This window comes from Agarivorans sp. QJM3NY_29, from assembly GCF_050870835.2.
Lineage (GTDB): Bacteria > Pseudomonadota > Gammaproteobacteria > Enterobacterales > Celerinatantimonadaceae > Agarivorans.
The window spans coordinates 617,833-642,500 of the sequence record NZ_CP194036.2; the positions used below are offsets into that span (position 1 = coordinate 617,833).

26 protein-coding genes (1 of these 26 running past the window's edge) are annotated in these 24,668 nt (G+C 45.0%); 18 read left to right on the forward strand and 8 right to left on the reverse strand.

The annotated features are described in order from the left end of the window. Positions 1 to 6 precede the first annotated feature (6 nt). The 5 genes from pilQ (at position 7) to ACRRS0_RS02840 (ending at position 6,294) form a co-directional block, all read left to right on the forward strand. Positions 7 to 2,088, forward strand: coding sequence for a type IV pilus secretin PilQ (gene pilQ / locus ACRRS0_RS02820; RefSeq protein ID WP_432454728.1), 2,082 nt, complete (start codon positions 7 to 9; stop codon positions 2,086 to 2,088). Positions 2,089 to 2,259: 171 nt separating this feature from the next. Beyond that, a complete protein-coding gene (gene aroK / locus ACRRS0_RS02825) occupies positions 2,260 to 2,775 on the forward strand; it encodes a shikimate kinase AroK (protein ID WP_432454727.1) in 516 nt (171 codons plus the stop codon). A gap of 7 nt (positions 2,776 to 2,782) precedes the next feature. Next, positions 2,783 to 3,859 carry a 3-dehydroquinate synthase gene (gene aroB, locus ACRRS0_RS02830; protein WP_432454726.1) on the forward strand — a complete coding sequence of 359 codons (1,077 nt, stop codon included), beginning with the start codon at positions 2,783 to 2,785 and terminating at the stop codon, positions 3,857 to 3,859. 10 nt (positions 3,860 to 3,869) lie between these two features. Beyond that, entirely contained in the window at positions 3,870 to 5,348 is a 1,479-nt protein-coding gene (locus ACRRS0_RS02835) for an AAA family ATPase (RefSeq protein ID WP_432454725.1), read from the forward strand. Positions 5,349 to 5,451: 103 nt separating this feature from the next. Then, complete coding sequence (locus ACRRS0_RS02840) at positions 5,452 to 6,294, forward strand: Dam family site-specific DNA-(adenine-N6)-methyltransferase (RefSeq protein WP_432454724.1); 843 nt, start codon at positions 5,452 to 5,454, stop codon at positions 6,292 to 6,294. Between the two features lie 25 nt (positions 6,295 to 6,319). Here ACRRS0_RS02840 and ACRRS0_RS02845 read toward each other — a convergent pair whose 3' ends face one another. Both ACRRS0_RS02845 and ACRRS0_RS02850 read right to left on the reverse strand, forming a co-directional pair. Next, a complete protein-coding gene (locus ACRRS0_RS02845) occupies positions 6,320 to 6,982 on the reverse strand; it encodes a DNA-methyltransferase (protein ID WP_432454723.1) in 663 nt (220 codons plus the stop codon). A 465-nt stretch (positions 6,983 to 7,447) separates the two neighbouring features. Continuing rightward, positions 7,448 to 7,630 (reverse strand): DUF2970 domain-containing protein, encoded by a 183-nt coding sequence (locus ACRRS0_RS02850; RefSeq protein ID WP_432454722.1) that lies wholly within the window; start codon positions 7,628 to 7,630, stop codon positions 7,448 to 7,450. A gap of 118 nt (positions 7,631 to 7,748) precedes the next feature. Here ACRRS0_RS02850 and rpe point away from each other — a divergent pair, with 118 nt between their 5' ends. From rpe to ACRRS0_RS02890, 8 genes are all read left to right on the forward strand, one after another. Then, entirely contained in the window at positions 7,749 to 8,426 is a 678-nt protein-coding gene (rpe, locus tag ACRRS0_RS02855; RefSeq protein WP_432454721.1) for a ribulose-phosphate 3-epimerase, read from the forward strand. Between the two features lie 16 nt (positions 8,427 to 8,442). Then, complete coding sequence (locus ACRRS0_RS02860; RefSeq protein ID WP_432454720.1) at positions 8,443 to 9,138, forward strand: phosphoglycolate phosphatase; 696 nt, start codon at positions 8,443 to 8,445, stop codon at positions 9,136 to 9,138. 31 nt (positions 9,139 to 9,169) lie between these two features. Beyond that, positions 9,170 to 10,174 (forward strand): tryptophan--tRNA ligase, encoded by a 1,005-nt coding sequence (gene trpS, locus ACRRS0_RS02865; protein ID WP_432454719.1) that lies wholly within the window; start codon positions 9,170 to 9,172, stop codon positions 10,172 to 10,174. 178 nt (positions 10,175 to 10,352) lie between these two features. After that, positions 10,353 to 10,937 carry an anthranilate synthase component II gene (locus tag ACRRS0_RS02870; RefSeq protein WP_432454718.1) on the forward strand — a complete coding sequence of 195 codons (585 nt, stop codon included), beginning with the start codon at positions 10,353 to 10,355 and terminating at the stop codon, positions 10,935 to 10,937. A gap of 288 nt (positions 10,938 to 11,225) precedes the next feature. Next, entirely contained in the window at positions 11,226 to 12,437 is a 1,212-nt protein-coding gene (locus ACRRS0_RS02875) for an aspartate aminotransferase family protein (protein WP_432454717.1), read from the forward strand. A 112-nt stretch (positions 12,438 to 12,549) separates the two neighbouring features. Continuing rightward, positions 12,550 to 13,578, forward strand: coding sequence for an arginine N-succinyltransferase (gene astA, locus ACRRS0_RS02880; RefSeq protein WP_432454716.1), 1,029 nt, complete (start codon positions 12,550 to 12,552; stop codon positions 13,576 to 13,578). 46 nt (positions 13,579 to 13,624) lie between these two features. Beyond that, entirely contained in the window at positions 13,625 to 15,094 is a 1,470-nt protein-coding gene (gene astD / locus ACRRS0_RS02885) for a succinylglutamate-semialdehyde dehydrogenase (RefSeq protein WP_432454715.1), read from the forward strand. A 10-nt stretch (positions 15,095 to 15,104) separates the two neighbouring features. After that, complete coding sequence (locus ACRRS0_RS02890) at positions 15,105 to 15,893, forward strand: DUF1338 domain-containing protein (RefSeq protein ID WP_432456109.1); 789 nt, start codon at positions 15,105 to 15,107, stop codon at positions 15,891 to 15,893. A 57-nt stretch (positions 15,894 to 15,950) separates the two neighbouring features. On the opposite strand, the gene crp is transcribed toward ACRRS0_RS02890, so the two are convergent. Then, positions 15,951 to 16,589, reverse strand: coding sequence for a cAMP-activated global transcriptional regulator CRP (gene crp, locus ACRRS0_RS02895; protein WP_432454714.1), 639 nt, complete (start codon positions 16,587 to 16,589; stop codon positions 15,951 to 15,953). 210 nt (positions 16,590 to 16,799) lie between these two features. On the opposite strand from crp, the gene ACRRS0_RS02900 reads away from it, so the two are divergent. Further along, positions 16,800 to 17,207, forward strand: coding sequence for an OsmC family protein (locus tag ACRRS0_RS02900; protein ID WP_432454713.1), 408 nt, complete (start codon positions 16,800 to 16,802; stop codon positions 17,205 to 17,207). Here the strand turns inward: ACRRS0_RS02900 and ACRRS0_RS02905 are convergent. Genes ACRRS0_RS02905 through ACRRS0_RS02915 form a run of 3 tightly spaced genes read right to left on the reverse strand, consistent with a single transcriptional unit; the run spans position 17,204 to position 19,346 of the window. Then, the gene (locus ACRRS0_RS02905) at positions 17,204 to 18,073 is read right to left on the reverse strand and encodes a phosphoribulokinase (protein ID WP_432454712.1); all 870 of its coding nucleotides are present in this window, start codon (positions 18,071 to 18,073) and stop codon (positions 17,204 to 17,206) included. The genes ACRRS0_RS02900 and ACRRS0_RS02905 overlap by 4 nt on opposite strands. Before the next feature lie 35 nt (positions 18,074 to 18,108). Continuing rightward, the gene (locus ACRRS0_RS02910; protein ID WP_432454711.1) at positions 18,109 to 18,357 is read right to left on the reverse strand and encodes a YheU family protein; all 249 of its coding nucleotides are present in this window, start codon (positions 18,355 to 18,357) and stop codon (positions 18,109 to 18,111) included. Next, complete coding sequence (locus tag ACRRS0_RS02915; RefSeq protein ID WP_432461090.1) at positions 18,354 to 19,346, reverse strand: hydrolase; 993 nt, start codon at positions 19,344 to 19,346, stop codon at positions 18,354 to 18,356. Before ACRRS0_RS02915 ends, ACRRS0_RS02910 begins: the two co-directional genes overlap by 4 nt. A 131-nt stretch (positions 19,347 to 19,477) precedes the next feature. Between ACRRS0_RS02915 and ACRRS0_RS02920 the strand changes: the two genes are divergently transcribed. Both ACRRS0_RS02920 and ACRRS0_RS02925 read left to right on the forward strand, forming a co-directional pair. Further along, complete coding sequence (locus tag ACRRS0_RS02920; RefSeq protein WP_432454710.1) at positions 19,478 to 20,878, forward strand: coniferyl aldehyde dehydrogenase; 1,401 nt, start codon at positions 19,478 to 19,480, stop codon at positions 20,876 to 20,878. A 94-nt stretch (positions 20,879 to 20,972) separates the two neighbouring features. Beyond that, complete coding sequence (locus tag ACRRS0_RS02925; RefSeq protein WP_432456107.1) at positions 20,973 to 21,143, forward strand: hypothetical protein; 171 nt, start codon at positions 20,973 to 20,975, stop codon at positions 21,141 to 21,143. A gap of 17 nt (positions 21,144 to 21,160) precedes the next feature. On the opposite strand, the gene miaA is transcribed toward ACRRS0_RS02925, so the two are convergent. Together miaA and ACRRS0_RS02935 are read right to left on the reverse strand one after the other, a co-directional pair. Beyond that, entirely contained in the window at positions 21,161 to 22,087 is a 927-nt protein-coding gene (gene miaA / locus ACRRS0_RS02930) for a tRNA (adenosine(37)-N6)-dimethylallyltransferase MiaA (protein ID WP_432454709.1), read from the reverse strand. 120 nt (positions 22,088 to 22,207) lie between these two features. Then, entirely contained in the window at positions 22,208 to 22,429 is a 222-nt protein-coding gene (locus tag ACRRS0_RS02935; protein ID WP_432454708.1) for a DUF1127 domain-containing protein, read from the reverse strand. A gap of 696 nt (positions 22,430 to 23,125) precedes the next feature. Here ACRRS0_RS02935 and ACRRS0_RS02940 point away from each other — a divergent pair. Beyond that, on the forward strand, positions 23,126 to 24,250 hold the full coding sequence (locus tag ACRRS0_RS02940) for a pyridoxal-phosphate-dependent aminotransferase family protein (protein WP_432454707.1): 1,125 nt from the start codon (positions 23,126 to 23,128) through the stop codon (positions 24,248 to 24,250). Between the two features lie 74 nt (positions 24,251 to 24,324). Continuing rightward, positions 24,325 to 24,668 carry the 5' portion of a flavin reductase family protein gene (locus ACRRS0_RS02945; protein ID WP_432454706.1) on the forward strand. It continues 271 nt past the right edge of the window, so 344 of the gene's 615 nt are visible here — the first part of the coding sequence; its start codon is at positions 24,325 to 24,327; its stop codon lies beyond the right edge, outside the window.

Below are 24,668 nucleotides of genomic sequence, written 5' to 3' on the forward strand. Positions count from 1 at the left end.
AATGGCATGAAGGGAAGAATGCTGCAAGGTATCTGCAACAGTAGCTTAATATTCGCGGGGCTTTTCTGTTATGCAGCTCAAGCTTGGGCTAACGCCCAGTTAATTCAGCTGAATACCAACCCGATGATTAAAGGCGCGGTAGAAATTGAATTACTATTTGATGCGCCTATCGAGCAGGTAAATGATCACCTCGAATACTCTCCTAATCAGTTAGTGATTGACGTTGCAAATGCCAGCTCCGCACTGAAGGTTAATCCTTTGATTATTGGCCGAGGAGGGGTGAAACAAGTACAAAGCTTACAGACAGAGTCTGGTTTACAACTCGTTTTGGCCTTGGAAAGCTTAGTTCCATATCAAGTACAACAAGACTCTAAACGGCTGCTGATTAAGTTAGGTGCGCTGCCTACTACTGCCACCGCAAGCAATTCTAAGTCTACAACGGTTAACAATGCTTTTGAAACCGCCAGTCGTGTTGAGCATGCTACGATCAATCATATTGAAGGCATCGATTTTCGGCGGGGCAAAGGTGGAACCGGCCAGCTGATGATTGATCTGAATAATCGCTCTATCGCTGCCGATATTAAACGACGCGATAATAGTTTGATTGTCGATTTTTATAATACCGATATTGCCGACGAAAATGTTTATGTGATGGATGTGAATGACTTCGCAACCCCAGTCGATAATGTTGAAGTCTTTAAAGATGAGGCGAAGGTGCGTTTAGTCGTGACGATTAACGGGGCTTTTGATTATCGTTATGATCAATCAGGAGAACTGTTTCTGGTTGAAGTTAAACCTTTGCAAGCGGAAGAAGTCGCGAAAGTTGCGTATCAGGGCAAGCCCATTTCTCTAAATTTTCAAGATATTCCAGTACGTACCGTGCTGCAATTAATTGCTGATTTTAATCAATTAAATCTAGTCACAACGGATTCCGTGGTTGGTAATATCACCTTGCGTATGGATGATGTTCCCTGGGAGCAAGCTCTCGATATAATTTTGAAAGTAAAAGGTTTGGATAAACGCCTTGATAATAATGTGTTGTTAATTGCGCCTGCGGCAGAGTTGGCTGAGCAGGAACGACAACAATTAGAAAGCGCTAAGCAAGTTGCCGATTTAGCCCCTCTGTATTCAGAATATATCCAAGTGAATTACGCGAAGGCTTCTGACTTATCGGCCTTGCTTAAAAATGAGCAGGCGTCGATGTTATCCGAGCATGGTTCGGTGAGTGTGGACGAGCGAACCAATACCTTGTTGGTAAAAGATACCGAAGACTCGCTAAGCGATATTAAGGCGATGATTAAGAAATTGGATGTCGCGGTTCAACAAGTTGTGATTGAAGCGCGCATGGTTACGGTACTTGATAGTGTCAGTGAAGAGCTCGGTGTACGCTGGGGGGTGACTAATTCGGGGTCAGTCGGTGGTAGCACTGGGATTACAAGCGGAAGCTTAGAAGGTGTTGATAGCGTCGTCTCTGGCGACATTCCAGCCTTGGACGATCGCCTAAATGTTAACCTTCCGGTCACTGATGCCGCAGGCTCGATTGCTTTTCAAGTGGCTAAGCTCGCGAATGGACAAATTCTCGATCTAGAATTGTCTGCCTTGGAGCAAGAGAATAAAGGCGAAGTGATCGCCAGCCCAAGAATTACTACCGCCAATCAAAAGGCGGCCTACATTGAGCAAGGTCGAGAGATTCCTTACGTAGAAAGCTCGTCTAGCGGGGCAACGGCGGTGACCTTTAAAAAGGCGGTGCTAAGTCTTAAGGTGACTCCGCAGATTACCCCAGATGGGAATGTTATTTTGGACTTAGTCATTACCCAAGATTCCGAAGGTGAAGCCGTTGCTACCTCTACCGGGACAGCGATTGCCATCAATAAACAGGAGATTGGAACTCAGGTCTTGGTGAAAAACGGCGAAACGATAGTCTTGGGGGGGATCTTTCAGCAGCAAACAACTGACTATGTGAAAAAAGTTCCGATATTGGGCGATATTCCGGGTTTAGGTGTATTGTTTAGAACCACGACTCAAAGCGTAGAAAAAAATGAATTATTGATTTTTGTTACCCCAAGGATCCTGGTTGATAGTCTCTAGGAAAATCAGAGTATCGGGTTTAATCTGAGTCAATCGTGGTTGAAGGTGATTTTGCGGTTGCCAAAGTCCCCTTCATGCTGAGATAATCGCGCCCTGATCTTTTTACTAAGGTTGGTACATTAGGTGCCCGCATTGCGGGGAGAAAATAGACAAAGATAAATTTGAAGAAGCATGGCTGAGAAACGAAATATCTTCCTTATAGGACCGATGGGTGCTGGGAAAAGCACCATTGGTCGTCATTTAGCACAGCAATTACATTTGCAGTTTTACGATACAGATCAAGAGATTGAACGCCGTACTGGCGCGGATATCGCTTGGGTATTTGACGTAGAAGGCGAAGCTGGTTTTAGAGTCCGAGAAGAAGGGGTTATTGATGATCTGACCCAACTTCAAGGCATCGTATTGGCCACCGGAGGTGGTTCAGTCATTAGTAAAGAAAACCGTAATCATCTTTCTGCTCGCGGCATAGTGGTTTATCTAGAAACGACCATTGATAAGCAGTTTGCTAGAACACAACGCGATAAACGTCGTCCTTTATTACAAAGTGATGAGCCAAGAGAGGTCTTGGAAAATCTAGCTGAAGAACGTAATCCGATGTATGCAGACGTAGCTGACTATACGGTTAAAACAGATGATCAAAGTGCCAAAGCAGTGGCTAACCAAATTATTGAACTTTTAGGATTCTAAGCTAATCATGGAATGTTTAACAGTTGCTCTCGGTGAGCGTAGTTATCCCATCACTATCGGGCAAGGACTAATTAGTCAGCCCGATTTTTTTACTTCTGCTATTGCTAGTAAAAAAGTAATGGTTGTTACAAATACTACGGTCGCGGAACTCTATTTAGAGCCTCTGTTGAAGGGTTTGAGTGCTTTTCAAGTGGATGTAGTTAGTTTGCCCGATGGCGAGCAGTACAAAAACTTGCAGACACTTGATCTTATTTTTTCTGGATTATTGGAAAAACAACATAGCCGTGATACCACCATTGTTGCCTTAGGCGGCGGCGTGATTGGGGACATGGCTGGATTTGCTGCCGCTTGTTATCAACGGGCGGTTCCTTTCGTACAGGTACCAACCACTTTATTATCGCAAGTTGACTCATCGGTTGGTGGTAAAACCGCAGTGAATCACCCTCTCGGTAAAAATATGATCGGTGCTTTCTACCAACCAAAGGCGGTACTGATCGATATTGATTGTTTAGCGACCTTGGATAAACGTGAGTTATCAGCGGGCATGGCCGAAGTAATCAAGTATGGCATTATTTATGATGCTGACTTTTTCACTTGGTTGGAGAATAATCTTGATCCGTTGATGCAATTAGATGCAGTATTAATGACTCAAGCAATTGCTCGTTGTTGCGAAATTAAAGCCGAAGTTGTGGCTAAAGATGAAACCGAGCAGGGGATTAGAGCTTTGTTAAATCTAGGTCATACCTATGGTCATGCGATCGAAGCAGAGCAAGGTTATGGCGTTTGGCTACATGGCGAAGCAGTTGGGGCGGGAATGGTGATGGCTGCCGAAACCGCTGAGTTAGTTGGAATGCTCTCTCAACAGCAAGTACAACAGATCCGAACTTTGATTAAACGTGCCCAGTTACCGATTGCTCCACCGGCAGATATGGGGGTTGCGCAATTCCTACCTCACATGTTGCGCGATAAAAAAGTACTAAATGGGAAACTTCGTTTAGTATTACCGAATGCTATCGGTTCAGCAGAAGTTGTTGATACGATTACTGAAAATAATATAGAAACAGTTATTCATCGATTTCAATAAGGCTATTTGAATGGTGAGAGTGCGGCCTGATGCCGAGTTTGCGCAACTGCAAAGCCAATTACGTTTGCGCGATAGACTGATCACCCAAATTCGTTTTAGTGCCAAGCTAATTTGTATTACTGGCAGTGTGGGCTCGGGTAAATCCTTTATCGCCAGTGGGATACTCGAACGTGCTCAGTTCGCGAATCATGCCTTAGTGACTGCCAGCGATAAAGACGATGGCTCTCGCTTGCGTCGAGAACTGCTACAACAGTTATTACATGATCCATTGTTTAACCAAGATGATCCTTTATTTGATAGCTTTAAACGCAATGTACAAGAAACCAATGCTCCGTTAGTGATTATGATCGATGATGCCCATCGATTAACGACAGAATTACTAAGAGAGTTGTTGGAGTTTTATCAACATTACAATCAGCTATACCAATATTCCTTATCGTTACTGTTATTCGCAGAAGCTAGCAATAGCTTTAGTGCTCAGTTGGATGTGTTGAGCGCTGATATTCTGTATTTTGAGGTTCCCTCACTGAGCGACAATGAGTCTTTTGAATTGGCTTCATTGTTATTTAATCGAGCCGAGTATGTTGCGGAGTTTGAAAATCAGCAAGCAATCGAACAACATATAGCATCGGCGAAAGGAAACCCTCGTCTTATTTATCAATTTGTCGATCAAATCGTTACTGGAGATATCCCCATGTCGGAAGCTAGTGCTCCTAATAGAAAAAAACTTTATATCGCCATTGTTGTCGTATTGTGCGCAGCAGTCGCTGGTTTACTGGTTCAGTTGGTCAACGACTGGGGTAAAGAGGATAAGGGAAATGATAGCCGTATTGCCTTGGCTCTTATGGAGGAGCCGACTTTAGCCAATGGCTCTACTCCAGCCGAAGAATTCGCATCGGCGCAAGCGAATTCCAGTTCTAGCACTCAAGTCGATACCGCTAAACTACCTTCGTTAGATGTTGCGACAGAAGTTGATTTAACCGCACAAAGTCAAGCCAAGCAATTACGAGTGGTGGTTGAGGATGATGTCGTGAGTAAGTTGTTAGCGGATCAGGGAAAAGCCGAAAACCAAGCTAAGCCTGACTTGACGAGCAACATTAATGATAGTGAAAACTTGTTGGTTGAGCCACAACCATCAACAATATCGACCGATAAAATTGAGCCAGCCGATGTGACGAAAGAAGTTCCAATTCAGTTGACCGATGTGAAGTCTTTGCTTCAAGCTAAACCAGCGAAACATTATACTTTACAGTTAATGGCGTTGAAAAATCGAGAAAAAGCCGAGCAATTTGTTTCTTCTCGCAAATGGTATCATGAGGTATGGGTCTACCATTCATCGGCTAATCCAAATGTGCCTTATAAAATCATTTATGGTGATTTTACGACGCGGGAGCAGGCTCAAGCTGCACGTCTCAATTTGAAAAAGCAGAATCTGGATTCTTTGATCAAGCAATTTAGCCAAGTTCAGTTCGAATTAACGGAATCGTGATGACGCATCTTCGAGCCTTTTTTCAGTGGGTAGATCATTTTGGCGAAACAAGGCAGAAGACTGATTTGTTGGTGTGTCAATTATATTTAGCTGAAGGTCATCTGTGAGTCGTAATATATCTTCAGTTAATCGTAAGTCTCCGTTGAAGTGGGCTGGTGGCAAGAAGCGCATTGTTGATGAAATCAAAGTGAATCTTCCATCTACTGGAAAGAAGCGTTTGATTGAGCCATTTGTAGGTGGCGGTTCGGTGTTTCTTAATTTTGAGTTTGATGAATACCTATTGGTGGATACTAACCAAGATCTCATTAATCTGTTTGGGTTCATTAAAACGCAGCCGGATAGATTTATTAAGGAAGCAGAAAACTTCTTTATTGGTAACCATAATCATCCCGATTTTTACTATCAGCTGCGCGAGCAATTTAATCAATCCACAGATCCATATGAACGCTCATTACTCTTCGTCTACTTAAATCGACACGGTTATAACGGGCTATGTCGTTATAATAAAAGTGGGGGATTTAATGTACCTTTTGGACGCTATAAGCGGCCTTACTTTCCTCGAGAAGAGTTTATCGAATTCTCTAAGGTCGCTCAGCGTGCATCATTTGTATGTGGTGATTTTGAACAGGCATTTCTCGCCGCGGGTGAACATGATGTTGTTTATTGTGATCCGCCTTACTCGCCAATTAATCGAACCTCGAACTTTACTGCTTATGCTGGAAATAAGTTTACCGATGATGACCAACGTCGTTTAGTTGAATGCGCGCTGCAAGCGAAGCAGCGTGGTGTATCTACACTTATATCAAACCACTTTACCGACTTCACTCAGGAGCTATATGCTGGCGCTGATACACTTAGCTTGTTGAGTGTTCAACGTAATATTAGCTGTAAGGGAAGTGTGCGAGGCAAGTCTAAAGAGGTTATGGCGCTTTATTCGGGAAGCTAGGCGGCGCATTAAAGCGCCTTGTTTGTTAGTTTATTTCTGCAACTCGATTTCGAAAGTGTTGGTGAGCGGATTCCGAAATATCGCATCCGAGATATTCTCGGCCTAAGTTTTTAGCGGCGATTAAGACCGAACCAGATCCAAAAAATGGATCGACGACCAGCTGATTTTTCGTGCTGCTTTGAGAAATTAGTGTTTCAAGCAATGGCACTGGCTTTTCTGTGGGATATCCGCGATAAACTCGTTTACATTCAAGAATATCTGGTATGCCTAAATTATTGAGTTTCTTTTTTCCTTTTTCAAAGAAAAGGATGTACTCGTGACGAGCTCTGTAATGGTATCCCATGCCGATTGTGACTTTATCCCAAATAATAGGTTTCCAAAATTTGAATCCTATTTTTTCTGCAATTGGTTTTACGACAAACATTGTTTCTTGATCGCAGAATAAGTAAAAATGCGAATTGTTCTTCAGAACCCGATATATCTGCTTGAGAAGCGTTTCAAAACGCGCATTCGGGAAAATTTCAAACCACTGATTACTGGACGATTTACTTACTTTTAGTCTGGTGGTTGTCCCGATATTTCGGTGCTTTTCCAGGGACTCGTAGGGTGGATCTGTGATTAAAAGATCGACGCTTGCATCGGCAAGTGTCGCAAGCCAACTGACCGCATCATCTCGATAAATTTGCATTGAACCTCTAGACTAAACTGCTACATACGCGCCCATTTTCTGAGACATGAGAAGGTACACCTTTCTTCAATTTACGGCAATCGATACAATAACTTTGATCGCCATCTGGATTTTTAGCCGTTTTTCTCGCAGGTGTCTTTCCAAAGGATAATGGGTAGGGATGAAATACATGTTCACCGCCGTTTGCAGCTGAACAATGTGGGCAAGATTTATAGTTTCTAGTGGTTTGAGGGTCTTTTTTATAGATCATTCCATTCTTTAATGCTCTGTTACAACAGTTACAAGCCATATTATTCATCCTAAGTGATTTAGTGATAAATAATATAAGGCGAATCACCAACTGATTTTGAGATTGACCCGAGATTTACGAGTTCAAGATGTGGTCGTTCTCAAGCCAATGAAGGGAACTCGAATCATCCGCTTAGATTGACTCGAGTTGGTGAGTCGAGAGGATATCTCAAATCATTAAGTGATCGCGGTGACTAGTAATACCAGACTCATTACGAGGGCCAATACCATCACGATCCCAAGGCCGATAAATTGCCAAGCTTTACCCTGACTAAAATCCTGCTGGCGTTGTTTGTCTGATTGAACACCTAATAATGCGGCGAAGACACTTTTCAGTATACTTGAAGGCTTTTCGGCCATTATTTAGTCCCTATATTGAGGCGGTTTAAGTCAAGCATAAAACAATCTTGGTAGAGTGATTGGATCATGCCTCAAGCTGCGCTAAAATTGCGCACTTTCAAACCCAATGGTTATTCCAATGAGCACACCTTTTTTAATTGCCCCTTCTATTCTAGCTGCTGATTTTGCCCGTTTGGGCGAAGAGGTGGAAAATGTACTTGCCGCAGGCGCAGACGTGATCCACTTTGATGTGATGGACAATCACTATGTGCCAAATTTAACCTTTGGGCCAGCCGTATGTCAGGCCTTGCGTAATTACGGCATTGAAGCGCCTATCGACGTGCATTTAATGGTTAAGCCAGTGGATAGTCTGATCCCCGAGTTTGCGAAAGCGGGGGCAAGCATGATTACTTTTCATGCCGAAGCTTCAGAGCATATTGATCGTAGCTTACAACTGATCAAAGAGCAGGGCTGTCAAGCGGGCCTAGTATTGAATCCCGCGACGCCACTACACTACTTGGATTATGTGATGGATAAGTTGGATATGATCTTGTTGATGTCAGTCAATCCCGGTTTTGGTGGTCAAAAATTCATTCCTGGTAGCCTTGATAAATTACGTCAAATTCGCGATAAAATTGATGCCAGTGGTTATCCGATTCGTTTAGAAGTGGATGGCGGTGTCACGCCGGATAATATTGCCGAAATCGCCGCCGCAGGCGCTGATATGTTTGTTGCTGGCTCGGCTATTTTTAGCAAACCAGATTACCGAGCAGTGATTGAGCAAATGCGTGCCGAATTAGCCAGTTTAAGTAAATAATAAGTAGTGAGCCTATATGACAACGTTAAACAAAATTAAGCTCATCGCTTTTGATTTAGATGGCACATTAGTCGATAGTGCGCCCGATTTGGCCTTAGCCATTAATGCGATGTTAGTTGATTTAGGTCGTGATGTGTTTAGTGAAGCGACGATCCGCCATTGGGTAGGCAATGGTGCCGAAGTTTTGATTAAGCGAGCACTCTCTGGTTGTTCAGAGATTGCGGCAGATCTAGATGAAGCGCTTTACTTAAGTGCAAAACCTTTATTTAACCGACATTATGCTGAAAAGCTGTGTGTAGCGAGTCGCTTATATGCAGGGGTTCGTTTAAGCTTAGCGGCGTTAGCCGAGATGAACCTTCCAATGGCGATTGTGACGAATAAACCAAGCTTGTTTACCCAACCACTATTAGAACAGCTTGATCTTGCGCAATACTTTGATGTGGTATTATCTGGTGATAGCTTAGCGCGTAAGAAGCCAGACCCTCTACCTTTAACTCACTTAGTTGGTCAGTATCAACTGGGTATTGAACAGTTGCTGATGGTCGGTGATTCAAAAAATGATATTCAAGCAGCAAAAGCTGCAGGATGTCGCTCACTAGGCTTGACCTATGGTTATAACTACGGTGAAGATATTGCCTTAAGTGACCCCGATTTTGTGGCGGATAGCCTCGAGACCCTGGTTGAATTAATGTCGGGTTCAGTCACGGCTTAAGTCCCATTTGTATTGTTTAAGTAGGAAAATCATGAGTAAACCCGTTGTATTAAGTGGCATTCAGCCATCCGGTTCGTTAACCATTGGTAATTATATTGGGGCGATTAACCAGTGGATCCACATGCAAAATGAATATAACTGTCATTTCATGCTGGCAGATTTGCATGCGATAACAGTTCGTCAAGAACCTAAGCAATTTAAAAACCAAGTCTTAGATGGTTTAGCCATGTACATAGCTTGTGGTTTAGATCCCGACAAGAGCACCATCTTTGTCCAATCACAGGTACCAGAGCATGCTCAACTCGCTTGGGTACTTAATTGTTATACCCAAATGGGCGAATTGAATCGGATGACTCAGTTCAAAGATAAGTCGACCAAGTATGCGAATAACACCAATGCGGGTTTATATACTTATCCGGCTTTAATGGCGGCGGATATATTACTTTATCAGGCAAATGCGGTGCCGGTAGGGGAAGATCAAAAGCAACATTTAGAACTCACGCGTGATATTGCTAATCGTTTCAATAATCTTTACGGCGAAGTGTTCACGGTACCCGAACCATTTATTCCTCAGTTTGGTGCGCGAGTGATGTCGCTGCAAGAGCCAACCAAGAAGATGTCTAAGTCCGACGATAATGTTAAAGCTTTCATCTTGCTTAGCGATACACCCAAACAAATTGCTAAGAAAATTAAAGCTTCGGTGACCGACTCTGATGAACAGGCGCGGATCTATTTCGATCGAGAAGAAAAACCCGGTGTGTCTAATTTGCTCACGTTACAGTCGGTGGCAACTGGCCAGTCAATTGATGACTTGGTCGCGGGATATGCTGGTAAAATGTATGGTCACTTGAAAGTGGATACCGCCGATGCGGTGGTGGCAATGATGGAACCTATCCAAGCGCGCTATCATGCGCTGCGTGAAGATGAGTCAGCCCTGCAAGCAATCATGGCTAAAGGCGCGGCGCGAGCTAGTGAGCAAGCTCGCCAAACACTACATTCGGTCTATGAGGTACTCGGTTTTATCGGCTTAAAATAGCCTTTACAGCTTGCGGTTCGAAGAAAGCCCAGTGAATGCTGGGCTTTCGTGTTTGTAAGACGTTTGCTTAAGCGAACACGGGTTTTTAGCTTAACGAAAGATCAACCGACCTTCAGCAAAATCGTATAAGATAGTCCTCTTTTATGGCTTTGCATTATGAGTGAGACGATAAGGCTGCATGTTACTCATTATCGATAATTACGATTCGTTTACTTATAACCTTTACCAATATTTTTCGCAGTTAAAGGTTGAGGTTAAGGTGGTGCGTAACGATCAGCTCAGTATTACGCAGATCGAACAAATGGCGCCGACTCACCTGGTTATATCACCAGGACCTTGCTCGCCCAACGAGGCGGGGATATCTTTACAGGTGATCGCTGAATTTGCCGATCAATTGCCTATATTGGGGGTGTGTCTGGGCCATCAGTGTATCGCTCAGCATTTTGGGGCGAGAGTGGTCAGAGCGGACATGCCGATGCATGGTAAGGTCAGGCCAATCCATCATCAGCAGCAATCAGTATTTATGGGTTTGGTCAGTCCAATGGCGGTCACCCGTTATCACTCTTTATTAGTAGAGGCTGATAGCCTGCCAGATTGTTTGGAAGTCACGGCTTGGAGCCATGATCAGCAAGGGCAAGCTTATGAAATCATGGGGCTGCAGCATCGTTCTTTGCCGATCCACTCGGTGCAGTTTCACCCGGAAAGCATTCTTACTGAACAAGGTTTAGGCTTACTCGATAACTTTATTCGTTCGACTATATAGAATGCTAATGTTTAATAACGGTTTAATTTTATAATTAAATCGAATGAATAATTTATGCATATTTATGCGAAAGTTTATGTGTTTTAGAGTAAAATGGCTTATTTGGCAGGACGCTTATTTAGAGCTATGCACTGAACTTGCGTAAAAATGGTTATATTTTGTATGGTGCTTTTGCAGTATGCTCAGACATCATGCTCGATATTTGTCATAATCCCAAGAATATTTACAAACTGTTAACTTCTCTGGCTATCGTTATAGGAATCGCCAGATTGATAAGGAGAACGCTACATGTCACATGCTGTAACTCGTGCGCTTTTTGACCAAGTCATGGTTCCCAATTACGCCCCCGCGGCGATTATTCCGGTGAAGGGCGAGGGCTCTCGTTTATGGGATCAAGAAGGGCGGGAGTATGTCGACTTTGCTGGTGGAATCGCGGTCAACTGTTTGGGGCATTGTCACCCCGCCTTAGTGAAAACCTTGACAGAACAGGGCCAAACACTATGGCACCTGAGTAATGTGCTGACCAACGAACCAGCTTTACGTTTGGCTGAAAAATTGGTGAATAGTACCTTTGCCGAGAAAGTATTTTTCTGTAATTCAGGCGCGGAAGCCAACGAAGCGGCCCTAAAGTTGGCTCGTCGCTATGCGATTGAACATGGAAGCCAAGAGAAAACAAAAATCATTGCCTTCGAACAAGGGTTCCATGGACGTACTTTCTTTACCGTGACGGTGGGTGGACAAGCGAGTTATTCCGACGGTTTTGGTCCTAAACCCGCAGGTGTTGAGCACATTCCCTACAATGATACCGCCGCGCTGGAAGCGTTGATTGATGATCAAACCTGTGCAGTGATGATGGAACCTCTCCAAGGAGAGGGGGGGATCATTAGCGCCGATCTAGAATTTGCAAAAAAAGTTCGCGAGCTGTGTGATAAACACCAAGCATTACTTATTTTTGATGAAGTACAAACTGGCGTCGGCCGCACAGGGGAACTCTACGCTTACATGGGTCTAGGGATCACGCCGGATATACTCACCTCGGCGAAAGCTTTAGGTGGGGGGTTTCCTATTGCGGCTATGCTGACGACAACTGAGATTGCCGCCTCAATGAAGGTCGGCACTCATGGCAGTACTTATGGTGGAAACCCCTTGGCCTGCGCTGTGGCAGCAACTGCCTTCGATATTGTTAATAGTGAATCAGTATTAGCGGGTGTGAAACAACGGGAGCAGTGGTTCAGAGAAGCTTTAATGGCGATTAATGATAAATATCAGGTTTTTTCTGAGGTGCGCGGTAAGGGACTACTGTTGGGTGCGGTGCTGAATGAGCAATATAAGGGGCGTGCGCGCGACTTCTTAGTGGCTGCGGCGGCGGAAGGGCTTATGGTTCTGGTGGCTGGGGCGAACGTGATCCGTTTTACCCCTTCTTTAATTATTCCTCAGCTTGATATAGAGCTGGGTATGCAGCGTTTCGAACAAGCAATTGCCAAAGTGGTAAACGGCTAGTCTTATGGGCTTAGTCTCCTTGTGATACTAGGCCACTTCAATGCTTTATTATCATTCGGCGTGACTCTAAAGGGTCGCGGTGGTTTGTTATTTGATGAATGGAGACTTCGCTATGTTAGTTATCCGCCCTATTAAGGAAACGGACTATCCTGCGTTATTACAAATGGCGGTGGCTTCAGGGGTTGGCTTCACCTCTTTACCGGTTGATGAGCCTCTTTTAAAAGAAAAGCTCGCCCATTCGATACGTTCTTTTACCGCAGATGCTGACAGCCCAGGCAATCAACATTATTTAATGGTTGCTGAAGATAGCGACACCGGAGAAGTGGTTGGGACCACCGCTATTGATGCGGCTGTGGGGATGAGTAACCCCTTCTATACTTACCATCTCGGAAAAGTGGTTCATGCTTCGCGTAGCCTCAATGTTTATAACGTGGTTGAGACTCTTACCCTGACTAATGATTATACCGGGGTGACTGAGTTATGTACGCTGTTTTTGCAAGAATCGCATCGTCGTGGAAACAATGGACGCTTATTATCCAAATGTCGTTTCTTATTGATGGCTGAACATTCGCATTGTTTTAATGATTCAGTGATCGCCGAAATGCGGGGGGTCTCTGATGAACACGGGCGTTCACCTTTTTGGCAGTGGTTACAGGATCATTTCTTTAGTGTTGATTTCCCGACGGCAGACTACTTAACTGGGGTTGGTAAGAAAGAATTTATTGCCGAGTTAATGCCGAAATATCCGATATACGTCAACTTATTGAGTAAAGAAGCACAGGCGGTGATTGGTGAGGTGCATGAAAAAACTCGTCCAGCTTTACGCCTGCTCGAATCTGAAGGTTTTTGTAAACACGGTTATGTGGATATTTTTGATGCTGGGCCGACCGTCGAGTGCCCATTAAAGTTGATCGAAAGTGTCAAACATTCCCTCAAGGTGAGCATCAGTATTGCGGAGCCCGCCGCCTCTGCTGAAGAAATGTTACTAAGTAATGCTCGCTTAGTTGATTTTAGAGCTTGTGTGGCGGCGATCCAGTTAGATTCCGACTCATTGCGAGCGGTTATATCGGCTAGTACTGCAGCAGCCTTAGAGGTACAAGAGGGTGATCTGATTCGTATTGGTGCGCTACGTTTAGAATAGTCATAGGCTCGCCCATGGGGCCGCTATAAAGGATGTGAGGTTGTAGATGGAACATTTAAATCAGTTTATTAATGGTCAATGGCTAGCGGGTCAAGGTGCCTCGTTTCAGTCTATCGATCCAGCCAAAAATGTTTGCGTTTGGCAGGGCAATGCTGCGTTATCAGCGCAAGTCGATCAAGCGGTTAAGGCGGCACGATCGAGCCAGTTTGACTGGTATATGCTTGGGCTAGAATCAAGAATTGCAGTGATTAAACAATTCGCGGCCTTGTTGGAGCAAAATAAAGAGCGCCTAGCCTTAGTGATTGCCCAAGAGACCGGTAAACCCTTGTGGGAAACTCGCACCGAAGTTGTCGCGATGATCGGCAAGGTGGCTATTTCCGAGAAAGCCTATGCCGAGCGAACTGGCGAGTCATCTTCTGAGTTACCGATTGCAAAAGCGGTATTACGTCACAAGCCGCATGGTGTGGTGGCGGTATTTGGTCCCTATAATTTCCCAGGACATTTACCTAATGGCCATATTGTTCCCGCTTTAATTGCCGGTAATAGTGTGGTGCTGAAACCTTCAGAACTCACGCCTTATACTTCGGAATGTATCGTTAAATTATGGCAACAAGCGGGTTTGCCTGAGGGGGTACTTAACTTACTGCAAGGGGAGGTGGTTACAGGTAAGGCGCTGGCTGCTCATCCTGATATCGATGGGTTATTTTTTACTGGTAGTTCTAACACGGGTCACTTATTGCATCAGCAGTTTGCCAGTCAGCCGGATAAAATACTCGCTTTAGAAATGGGCGGCAATAATCCCTTGGTGGTTGACCAAGTCGCCGATGTTGACGCTGCGGTACACGATATTGTTCAATCCGCCTTTATTTCGGCAGGACAGCGCTGTACTTGCGCACGCCGTTTGTTTTTGCCTCGTAGTGAACAAGGTGAGCAGATCTTAGCCCGTCTATTAGAAGTCACTCAAGCCATTCAAGTGGGTCTCTATGATGCCGAGCAGCAGCCCTTTATGGGCGCAATGATTAGTGCGAAAGCTGCCGCAGGAATGGTTGAGGCCCAACGGCAGTTGCAACAGCTCGGTGGGCAGTCCTTGCTTGAGCTACAGCAGCTAGAGCAAAACAAGGGCTTGGTTACACCTGGTATTATCGATGTGACGTCTGTTGCTGCGCTGCCCGATGAAGAGTACTTTGGCCCGTTATTGCAGGTGCTCCGTTATCATGACTGGGATGACGCGATTGCTCAGGCAAATCATACTCGATTCGGTTTATCGGCAGGCTTGCTGAGCCATGATCCGCTAAAATGGGAAAACTTCCGTCATCGGATCCGCGCCGGTATTGTCAATTGGAACCGTTCGATTACCGGCGCTTCGAGTGCTGCACCTTTTGGTGGCGTGGGCGCTTCTGGAAATCATCGGGCTAGTGCTAAGTATGCGGCGGACTACTGTGCTTATCCTGTCGCCTCTATGGAAGGTGAAGCCAGCGTGATGCCAGCGGTACTCAGCCCAGGCTTACACTTTTAGGGAGAATATGATGACCTTAGATTTGTTTTTTGAACGTTTATGGCAACAATATTTGGCGGTGACACCTAGCGCCGAAGCGATCCATCAGCTGTTGGGCGATGGTCATCAGATCGTCAATGATCATATTGCCATTCGCAGCTTTAATTTACCGAATACCGGTGTGGAAGCTTTTGCGAAACACTTATTGGCGATGGGCTATCATCGAGGAGGAGAATACCATTTTGCGAATAAGCACTTAGACGCGGCTCACTTTGAGCATTCCGACCCGAGTATTCCCAAAGTCTTTATTAGTGAATTACAGGTTGAGAGCTTGTCTGATAAGGCGCAGATGATTGTTCAAGGTTTGGCTAAGCAGGTGCCATTAGCGCTTTATCAACAGCCAGAAGTTTTTTTCTGTGGCCGTCCATGGCAATTGAGCTACGCTGATTATCAGCAGCTACTTGAAGAAAGTGAATATGCCGCTTGGTTGGCTGCTTATGGTTATCGAGCGAATCATTTTACGGTGTCAGTCAACCAGCTACCGCATTTCGACAGCTTACAACAGGTGAATCAATGTTTGAGTGAGGCGGGTTATGTGCTCAATAAGCTTGGTGGTGAGATCAAAGGTTCGCCGGAAGTGTTATTAGAGCAATCTTCAACTATGGCAGATTTATCTGAAGTAGTATTTAGTGATTCTAGTCAACGCATTCCCAGTTGCTTCTATGAGTTTGCACTGCGTTATCCATTACCGAACGGTGAGTTATATTCCGGCTTTGTTGAAGCTTCGGCGGATAAAATATTTAGTAGTACTAATCGTTAGTTGGCACAATAAAAAAGCCGCATAAGCGGCTTTTTTTATAGGTAAACAGAGAGTTGCTTAGCGGGTACCGTAAACCACAATTGTTTTACCGTGGGCGGTGATAAGCTCTTGCTCTTCTAGCATCTTAAGAATACGACCAACCGTTTCACGAGAACAGCCAACAATTTGGCCGATCTCTTGGCGGGTAATCTTAATTTGCATACCATCTGGATGAGTCATCGCATCTGGCTGTTTCGCTAGGTTTAGTAAAGTCTGAGCAATTCGACCAGTCACGTCTAAGAAGGCTAAATCACCCACTTTTTGGCTGGTGATCTGCAGGCGGGTTGCCATTTGCCCTGACAAACGCATCAGGATCTCAGGATTCACTTGAATCAGTTGACGGAATTTCTTATAAGAAATTTCGGCAACCTCACAAGGGCTTTTAGCCCTGATCCAAGCGGTCCGGATCGGGTTTTCAGTGTCTTCGAAAAGGCCTAGTTCGCCCATGAAGTCACCTTGATTCAGATAAGACAAGATCATTTCCTTGCCTTCTTCATCTTTAATTAAAACCGCGACTGAGCCCTTGACTATGTAGTATAGGGTTTCGGCTTTTTCGCCGGCATGAATTAGGGTGCTTTTTGAAGGGTACTTATGTATGTGACAGTGAGAAAGAAACCACTCCATCACCGGATCAGCTTGAGGTTTGCCAATTACCATATTAAAGAAATCCTCTGTCTTTATAATTATTTACCAGCTATATACTTAGTAAATTGTATTTATTCTAATTGTTTTCCATCCACCCCTAGCATAAAAGGCTTCGGACTTTGCTGCAAGGCATTTATACGCCTTTAGTATGAGGTAATTACTAGCCATGAACCTTGACCTAGATTAAGCTGGTGAACGAAATATTAAGCAGGAGAATCTAATATGAAAGCGTCGGTCAAGTGGTCAAAAGAACTACAGTTTATTGGTGAAAGCAGTTCAGGCCACCAAATATTGATGGATGGCGACGCTGCGAAAGCTGCTCCGAGCCCGATGGAGTATGTCTTAATGGCGGCTGGTGGATGTAGTTCTGTGGATGTCATTTCCATTTTATCTAAGGCTCGGCAGCAAGTGACTGATTGCCAAGTTCATTTGGATTCAGAGCGAGCCGAGGCGGCGCCGAAGGTATTTACCAACATCCACCTGGAGTTTGTCGTAAGTGGGGTGAATTTGAGCGACAAGCACGTTGCCCGAGCGGTGCAATTGAGTATGGAAAAATACTGCTCGGTATCGTTAATGTTGGGTAACAGCTGTGAAATTAGCCACAGCTATCGGATTGAAAGCGCGAGTTAACGAACTTTTCCGGTTTCCAGCAATTGTTGGATCATCGGTGATAAAATTAGCTCCATGGCGAAACCCATCTTTCCTCCTGGAACCACGATGGTGTTTTGCCGCGACATATAAGCACCGTCAATCATCTGTAACAGATAAGGAAAATTAACGTTTTTGAGTCCTCTAAAACGGATCACTAACATGCTTTCATCGAGTGACGGAATACTCTTAGCGCTAAAAGGGTTTGATGTATCGACCGTAGGGACGCGCTGAAAGTTGATATGGGTACGCGAAAATTGTGGGGTGATGTAGTTGATGTAGTCATCCATTGAACGAACAATTGAATCTTGCACGGCTTCTCGTGAATGGCCTCGTTCGGTGGTATCCCTCACCAGTTTTTGGATCCACTCTAAGTTCACAATCGGCACCATGCCGATCAGCAAATCAACTTTTGACGCGACATTTTTTTCATCGTAAACCACGCCGCCGTGCAAGCCTTCATAAAATAATACTTCGGTTTCTTCCGGCAGTTCCTGCCAAGGGGTAAACGTGCCCGGCATTTGATTGTATGGCACGGCTTCGTCGAAGGTGTGCAGATAACGTCGATATTGACCAGTACCATCTTCGCCATATTGTTTGAAAAATTCATACAACAAATTGAAGTCGTTGGCCTCCGGGCCGAAGTAGCTGATGTGCTTTCCGTGTTCGCGAGCCTTTCGGATGGCTACATCCATCTCGGGTCGAGTGTAGCGGTGAAAACTGTCGCCCTCAATAAAGGCTGCATTCAGTTTATGTTGCCTAAATAAGTGAGCGAATACCTCACTGGTGGTTGACGTTCCGGCACCGGAAGAACCAGTGACAGCGATAATAGGATGTTTAGCTGACATAATGACCTATCTGTAAGTGAGACTATAAACATGATTTATACATCATCCTGCAGCCTATCCGTGGCTGAGGCATTAAATTGCTCTTTGGCAATCAAGTTGACTGTTTCATGTAGTTCTGAGTATACGATTAAAACTGAACCATTAATAACCTGTTGTTTAATTTGCTCTCGTTTGTCTTCTAAACTCAACTCTTGTTCACCATAGTCGGTGCCTTCACGTAATACGAAACTTTCGAGTAAAGCTTCGAAAGTGTCGGCCGCTAGGTTTTGCCAAGGAATTATCATGAATTAGCATGCTCTTTTGTGTTGAGGTGCTGGCTAAACCACTGTGGAATAGCAGACTCTAGCCAGAATGTTGGACGAAATAGGCTACCACCGACAAATCCTACATGTCCACCAGTGCGGCTTAGTCGATATTCAATCGCGGGGCTGATTTGCTCATTTCGCGGGATCACTCTTGCGTCCATAAAAGGATCATCGGCGGCGTGGATCAGCAAAGTGGGTAAGCCAATGTGCTTGAGTAAGGGTAAGCCGCTACAGCGTTGGTAATAGTCAACGGCACCTGCAAACTGATGGGCTGGGGCGGTGTAGTGTTCATCAAACTCTACGAAGTTACGCCAGCGCTTGACTTGCGTTTGTTGCAGTGGGGCTTGTGGCATACGGCTAATCTTTTTACAGAGGTTTTTTTTCATCCGGCTGAGTAAGTGATGCTGGTATATTTGAGAAAAACCCTGTTGTAGTCGCTGGGAACAGGCGGCTAAGTGCAGTGGCGCAGAGATGACCGCGGCCGCAGTTAGCGGTGAGCGTGGTTCTTTCGCTAGATAATTCACCAACATATTCCCGCCTAGCGAGTAGCCCAAGGCGAATAGAGGGGCTTTGGGATTGAGTGCGTGTAAATGCTCAATACAAGCTCGTGCGTCATCAATCTCGCCACTGTGGTAACCGCGCCATAGCTTGTTGGGTTTACCACTACATCCTCGAAAATGCATCACCACTGCTCGCCAGCCTTGCTGTTTACAAGCTTGTAAGATCCCCTTGGCATAGGGTGAATGTACACTGCCTTCTAAGCCATGGAAGACGAGCACGATTGCTTGTTCTGGTTTGTCAGTCTTGGCACTATCAATCCAAGCGAGATCGATAAAGTCACCATCGTCTAGATCTAACTGTTGCCAATCCAAATTGAGTTTTTTGTTGCGCAATAACAAAGTGGGCAGCAGAGTTTGAATATGCCGATTACGAGCCCACCAGGGCGCTTTAAAGTGCGTAGAGTTAATTTTTTGCCTCCATTAAAACCACTGAGTAAACGATATGGTGTGGCATAACAATTTTCGAGTTTGGTCAAATTAGTTTACAAGTTACTCATGGTAACATAACCTTTGTTCACGGCAGATGATTGAGATAGCACATGAACCAAGCAAGCAAACTGCAATTGTCCCAAGAGTTAAGCGATTTGCAAGCGGCTTATCGTCAACAGCCTTACCCTAGTTTAGCGATACGTCGCTACCATCTTAGCCAAATGCTGCGGCTGTTGCTCGATAATCAAGCCGCTATTATCGCTGCGATTAGTGACGATTTTGGTTATCGCAGTCCGCATGAGTCGAGGCTGATTGAAATTTTCCCGGCCATCGAGGGCCTGCGTTATAGTCTAAAACACCTCAAAAAATGGCTTAAGCCACAACATCGTCAGGTGAGTCTTTGGTACTTTGGAGCGAGTAATCGGGTTCAGGCTCAACCGCTCGGGGTGGTTGGGGTCATTGTCCCCTGGAACTACCCTCTGTATTTGGCCTTCGCGCCCCTTACCGATGCACTGGCGGCAGGAAATAAGTTGATGATTAAAATGTCTGAACTTAGTCCCGCCTTAAGCCATTTGCTGATCCAATTGTTGCCAAAGTACTTGCCCGACGATGTGCTGCGGATCTATTCAGACGACGGCTCACTGGGGCCAAGTTTTTCAGCCTTGCCCTTTGATCACCTCATCTTTACTGGTTCCACCCAAACAGGGCGTAAAGTGATGGCGGCCGCCGCGCAAAACTTAACCCCTGTTACCTTAGAGTTAGGCGGAAAGTCACCAGTGATCGTGGCTGAGGATTATCCCATAACTCAGGCGGCTGAGCGAATACTGATGGGGAAGCTGCTGAATGCTGGGCAAACTTGTGTGGCACCCGATTACGTGTTGCTTCCCAAGGGAACGAGGTCAGCTTTTATTCAGGCTTGTTTAGCTTATACCGCCAAACACTACAGCGATATGTCAGATCCTGCTCTTTCTAATATGATCTCGGCGGATTTTTTAACTCGGCAGGTGAACTTGCGCGAGCAGGCAATAGCCCAGGGCGCTGAATTTATCCCGTTAATTGCTGGTGAATGTGCAGGGAAATTTACGCCGGGTTTGTTAGTTGACGCAGCTGCGTCATCCTTGGTGATGCAGCAAGAGATTTTTGGTCCACTATTACCGATTGTCGAATATCAAGATTTGTCGCAGGCCATCACTTATGTCAACCAAACTGCACCGCCGTTGGCCCTTTATCTATTTACCAAGCAGTTTGGGGTGCAGCTACGAGTGCAGCAGCAAATTCAAGCTGGTGGCCTGTGTATTAATGAGGTGTTACTACATGTGGCTCAGCATCAGCTGCCATTTGGCGGAGTCGGCAGCAGTGGTATGGGCCACTACCATGGTTACGATGGTTTTGTGCAGTTTTCTAAAATGCTGCCAATCTTTAAACAAGGTCCATTTGCAGCGACTCGTTTGATGCGACCGCCTTATACCCGCATCAGCGACTACTTGCTTAAATTGATGACCCGTGGATAATCGAATTAGCCAAAGTTAAGGGGGAGCGCTAGTGGATTGCCAGTTTTGTTCTCGGGCATGGTTTGTAGAAAAGTTAGGGCGTTGTAAGCAATGCATGATTTTGGCCAACTTGGGTTGGATACTGATGTTATGCCTTTGCATTGTCTACCGAGGAGATATAGCCGTGTATCGGCTGAGCTTATGGGCTGGTTTTGCCGCGTTTGCTAGTTTAAGTGCTGCCCATTGGTTGATGTTTTTTTATTACCGATGGTTTGCGTCAAAATAGTCACATGCGGCCAACTATTAATCCGTGTTTAGACTGCTTAAATGAGGTGCTATCACTTGCTCAGCTTGAGTTAATAATGAGTTTTCTGGCGATAGCCAATGGATCTCATCACCGCGACGCTCCATCTTTCTGAACCAGGTATCCTGGCGTTTGGCAAATTGGTGGATTTGAGAATTGAGCTTTTGAAACATATCGTTATAGCTCAGCTGTTGTTGCAGGTATTGTGCGACTAAACGGTACTCTAAGCCATAAAACTCTAGTTTTGCATAGCTCACACCTTGAGCGTGCAGGCGTTCAACTTCTTCCACTAAACCCTGTTCAAGCCGCTGTTTTAAACGTAGCGTGATGCGTTGACGGAGTACTGCTCGCTCCCAACGGATCCCCAAGTAAAGTGGCTTTATCTCGGGGTGAGGGGAGGTTTGCGGGGGCGCTGTGTCTGACTCGGCAATTTCAATGGCTCGCACTAAACGCGGTCGGACCTGTAAATCAGTATTATTATGTTGCTCGGGCTTTACTGAGAGTAAACGTTGCTGCAGTTGCTCTAGGCTGAGTTCTGCAAGCTCGTTACGTAGGGCCTGATTGCTTGGTACTTCATGTAGCTGATAATTTTGGGTCACCGCATCAATGTACAAACCTGTTCCACCAACCATAACGGGGAGCTGTTGTCGTTGTTTAATTTGCTGGTAGGCTTTGAAGAAATCACGCTGAAAATGAAATACGCTGTATTCGGCCTCAGGTTCAACGATATCAATTAGGTGATAGGGGATCTCCTGGTATTCATCCAGATCTTTACCCGAGCCTAAATCCAAGCCTCGATACACTTGCCTAGAATCGGCAGATAGTATTTCGCCGCCGTAAAGTCTGGCGATCTCCACGCCAAGATGGGTTTTTCCTGATGCGGTAGGCCCGAGAACAACCAGCAAGTTTGCAAGATTAGTCGACATAGTAGTATTGATTACAGAGTGTTGGCGGGAATGGTAACAAGAAAAAACAAAAACGGCATGTGCAGAAGCAACATGCCGAGTGAAATAGCCTGAGATCCTTGGCAAAAATGGTGTTTAAGCCTAGTTTTCCCAGAAGTTTTTGCGAGACTCTTGGTAGCGGTCTGCTTCTGTTAAACCGATATCACGTAATAAGTACGCGGGTAATTGAGCCAATTGACGGCGGGTTTTTTGGCGCTGGATCCACACATTACAAAGATTGTATAACTCAACAATACCGTGTTGGGTTTGTGGTAAGGAAGAACTGTGTTTATTGCTGTGGATCGTGTTTATATTGATATTCATATCGAGGACCTCATCTCAGTTGATGGGAGAATAGTAGTTCTGAAATGCGAGGTTCTCAAACAAGTTAAATTGCAACCTAATCATTAGAAAAACTAATGTAACGTGGTTTTTTTATAGAGCCGTTTTGAATCGATTTTAGACGTGAATAAATATTCATAAATGTGAATGTAAAATTCATTTGAATATTTTATTTAGCATTTTTGTAGCAGTTTATTTACTCTCTGAGCCTTTATTTTAGGGATTCACATTTATGCTAAAGCTTTGTTGTGATCCAGGTCGTTATTGCGTAATTATTCGCTAGTTGAATTGCCTCTAGATTGACACTTAATCCCCCGTAAATAAAGGGACTATTGGTGGTTTGAATTAGTCGTTCATTTTTTGTTTAGGATCAATTTTGGAATACCATGAAAGCCTTCGTTGTTTATTTGTTTTGTTGCAACCTTGTGCATGATCTGTTGCTTGGTTGATATCAAAAAGATCGGTTTTTGATCGAATTTGACATGAAGCATTTTAGGCTGAGGAATGAACCACAAGTTCGCTGGGTTAATGTTTTTTTGGCTTAGTTAATTTAACCTAAATGATTTTTGTGGCTTGCTGGTGATTGTTCGTTTTACATTCAATTGTTTGTACGCTAATGCTAGAGTGCATAGGCGACAAAACATAACGACAATAAATAACTAACGATAAGGACATGGCATGAACCTAACATCCTTTAATCCGCCGCGGCGGATTTTAATGGGCCCCGGCCCTTCCGATATTTCACCACAAGTATTACAGGCACAGAGTCGTCCCATTATTGGCCATCTTGATCCACTGTTTGTAAATATGATGGATGAAATTAAGGCGCTGCTGCAATATGCTTTTCAAACTACGAATCAACATACCTTTGCGGTTTCCGCTCCTGGCTCTGCTGGCATGGAAACTTGCTTTGTGAATTTGGTCGAGCCTGGTGACAAGGTTATTGTTTGTATTAATGGGGTATTTGGTCAACGGATGTTGGAAAATGTCGAACGTTGTGGCGGTATCGCTGTGGTGGTAGAGGATGCTTGGGGGCAGCCTGTCTCTCCGGCAAAAGTGGAGCAGGCCTTACAGCAGCACCCCGACAGTAAAATCGTGGCTTTTGTGCATGCCGAAACCTCTACTGGTGTCGCGTCTGATGCACAGGCTTTATGTGGCTTGGCCAAGCAGCACGGCTGTTTGTCGATTGTAGATGCGGTGACCTCCGTCGGCGGGATCCCGGTTTTGGTTGATGAGTGGGGGATTGATGCAATTTACTCTGGCAGTCAAAAGTGTTTGTCTTGTGTGCCTGGTCTATCGCCGGTGAGCTTTAGCCCAGCGGCGGTTGAAAAACTGAAAGGCCGTAAAACCAAGGTGCAGAGTTGGTTCTTAGACCAAAGCTTGGTTATGGCCTATTGGTCAGGTGAGCAAAAACGTTCTTATCATCATACCGCTCCTGTGACAGCTCTATATGCTTTGCATGAGTCACTGCTGATGTTACATCAAGAAGGCTTAGAGCAAGCTTGGCAGCGGCATGCGCAGCAACATGCCTTATTAGCTGCGGGTTTGGACAAATTGGGATTAAATCTGATGGTAGAGATTGCATATCGATTGCCGCAATTAAATCTGGTTGCGGTGCCTGAAGGTGTAGATGAACAAGCGGTTCGCGCTCGTTTGTTGAATGACTACAATTTGGAAATTGGCGCAGGCCTTGGACAGTTTGCAGGAAAGGCCTGGCGAATTGGTTTAATGGGATATGCGGCACGTCAAGAGAATGTGAGCTTGTGTTTAGCGGCACTTGCCGAGGTATTGGAACAAGACTAGCGGTTTCTCCTATACTCAAGCATGAAACCCGCGTCGGCGGGTTTGTTGTTATATTACTTTAAAGGAGCTATTTTGTGTTCATCGATTTTGCTGAGTTAACGAGTCAGCAGATTTACCACTGTATGACTCAAACTATCGTCCCTCGCCCTATTGCTTGGGTTTTGAGTGATAACGGGCAAGCTGCTTCCTATAATTTAGCGCCATTTTCGTATTTCACTGCAATAAGTTCAGATCCACCCTTGATCATGCTATCGCTTGGTAAGAAACCGGATGGTTGTGACAAAGACACTAAAGTGAATATTGAGCAGCGTCAGTATTGTGTGGTTCATCTCGCGCATGCTAAGCAAGCCAAATTAGTGACTGAATCTGCCAGAACACTTCCCCACGGCGAATCAGAAGTTGAGGCGCAACAACTCGC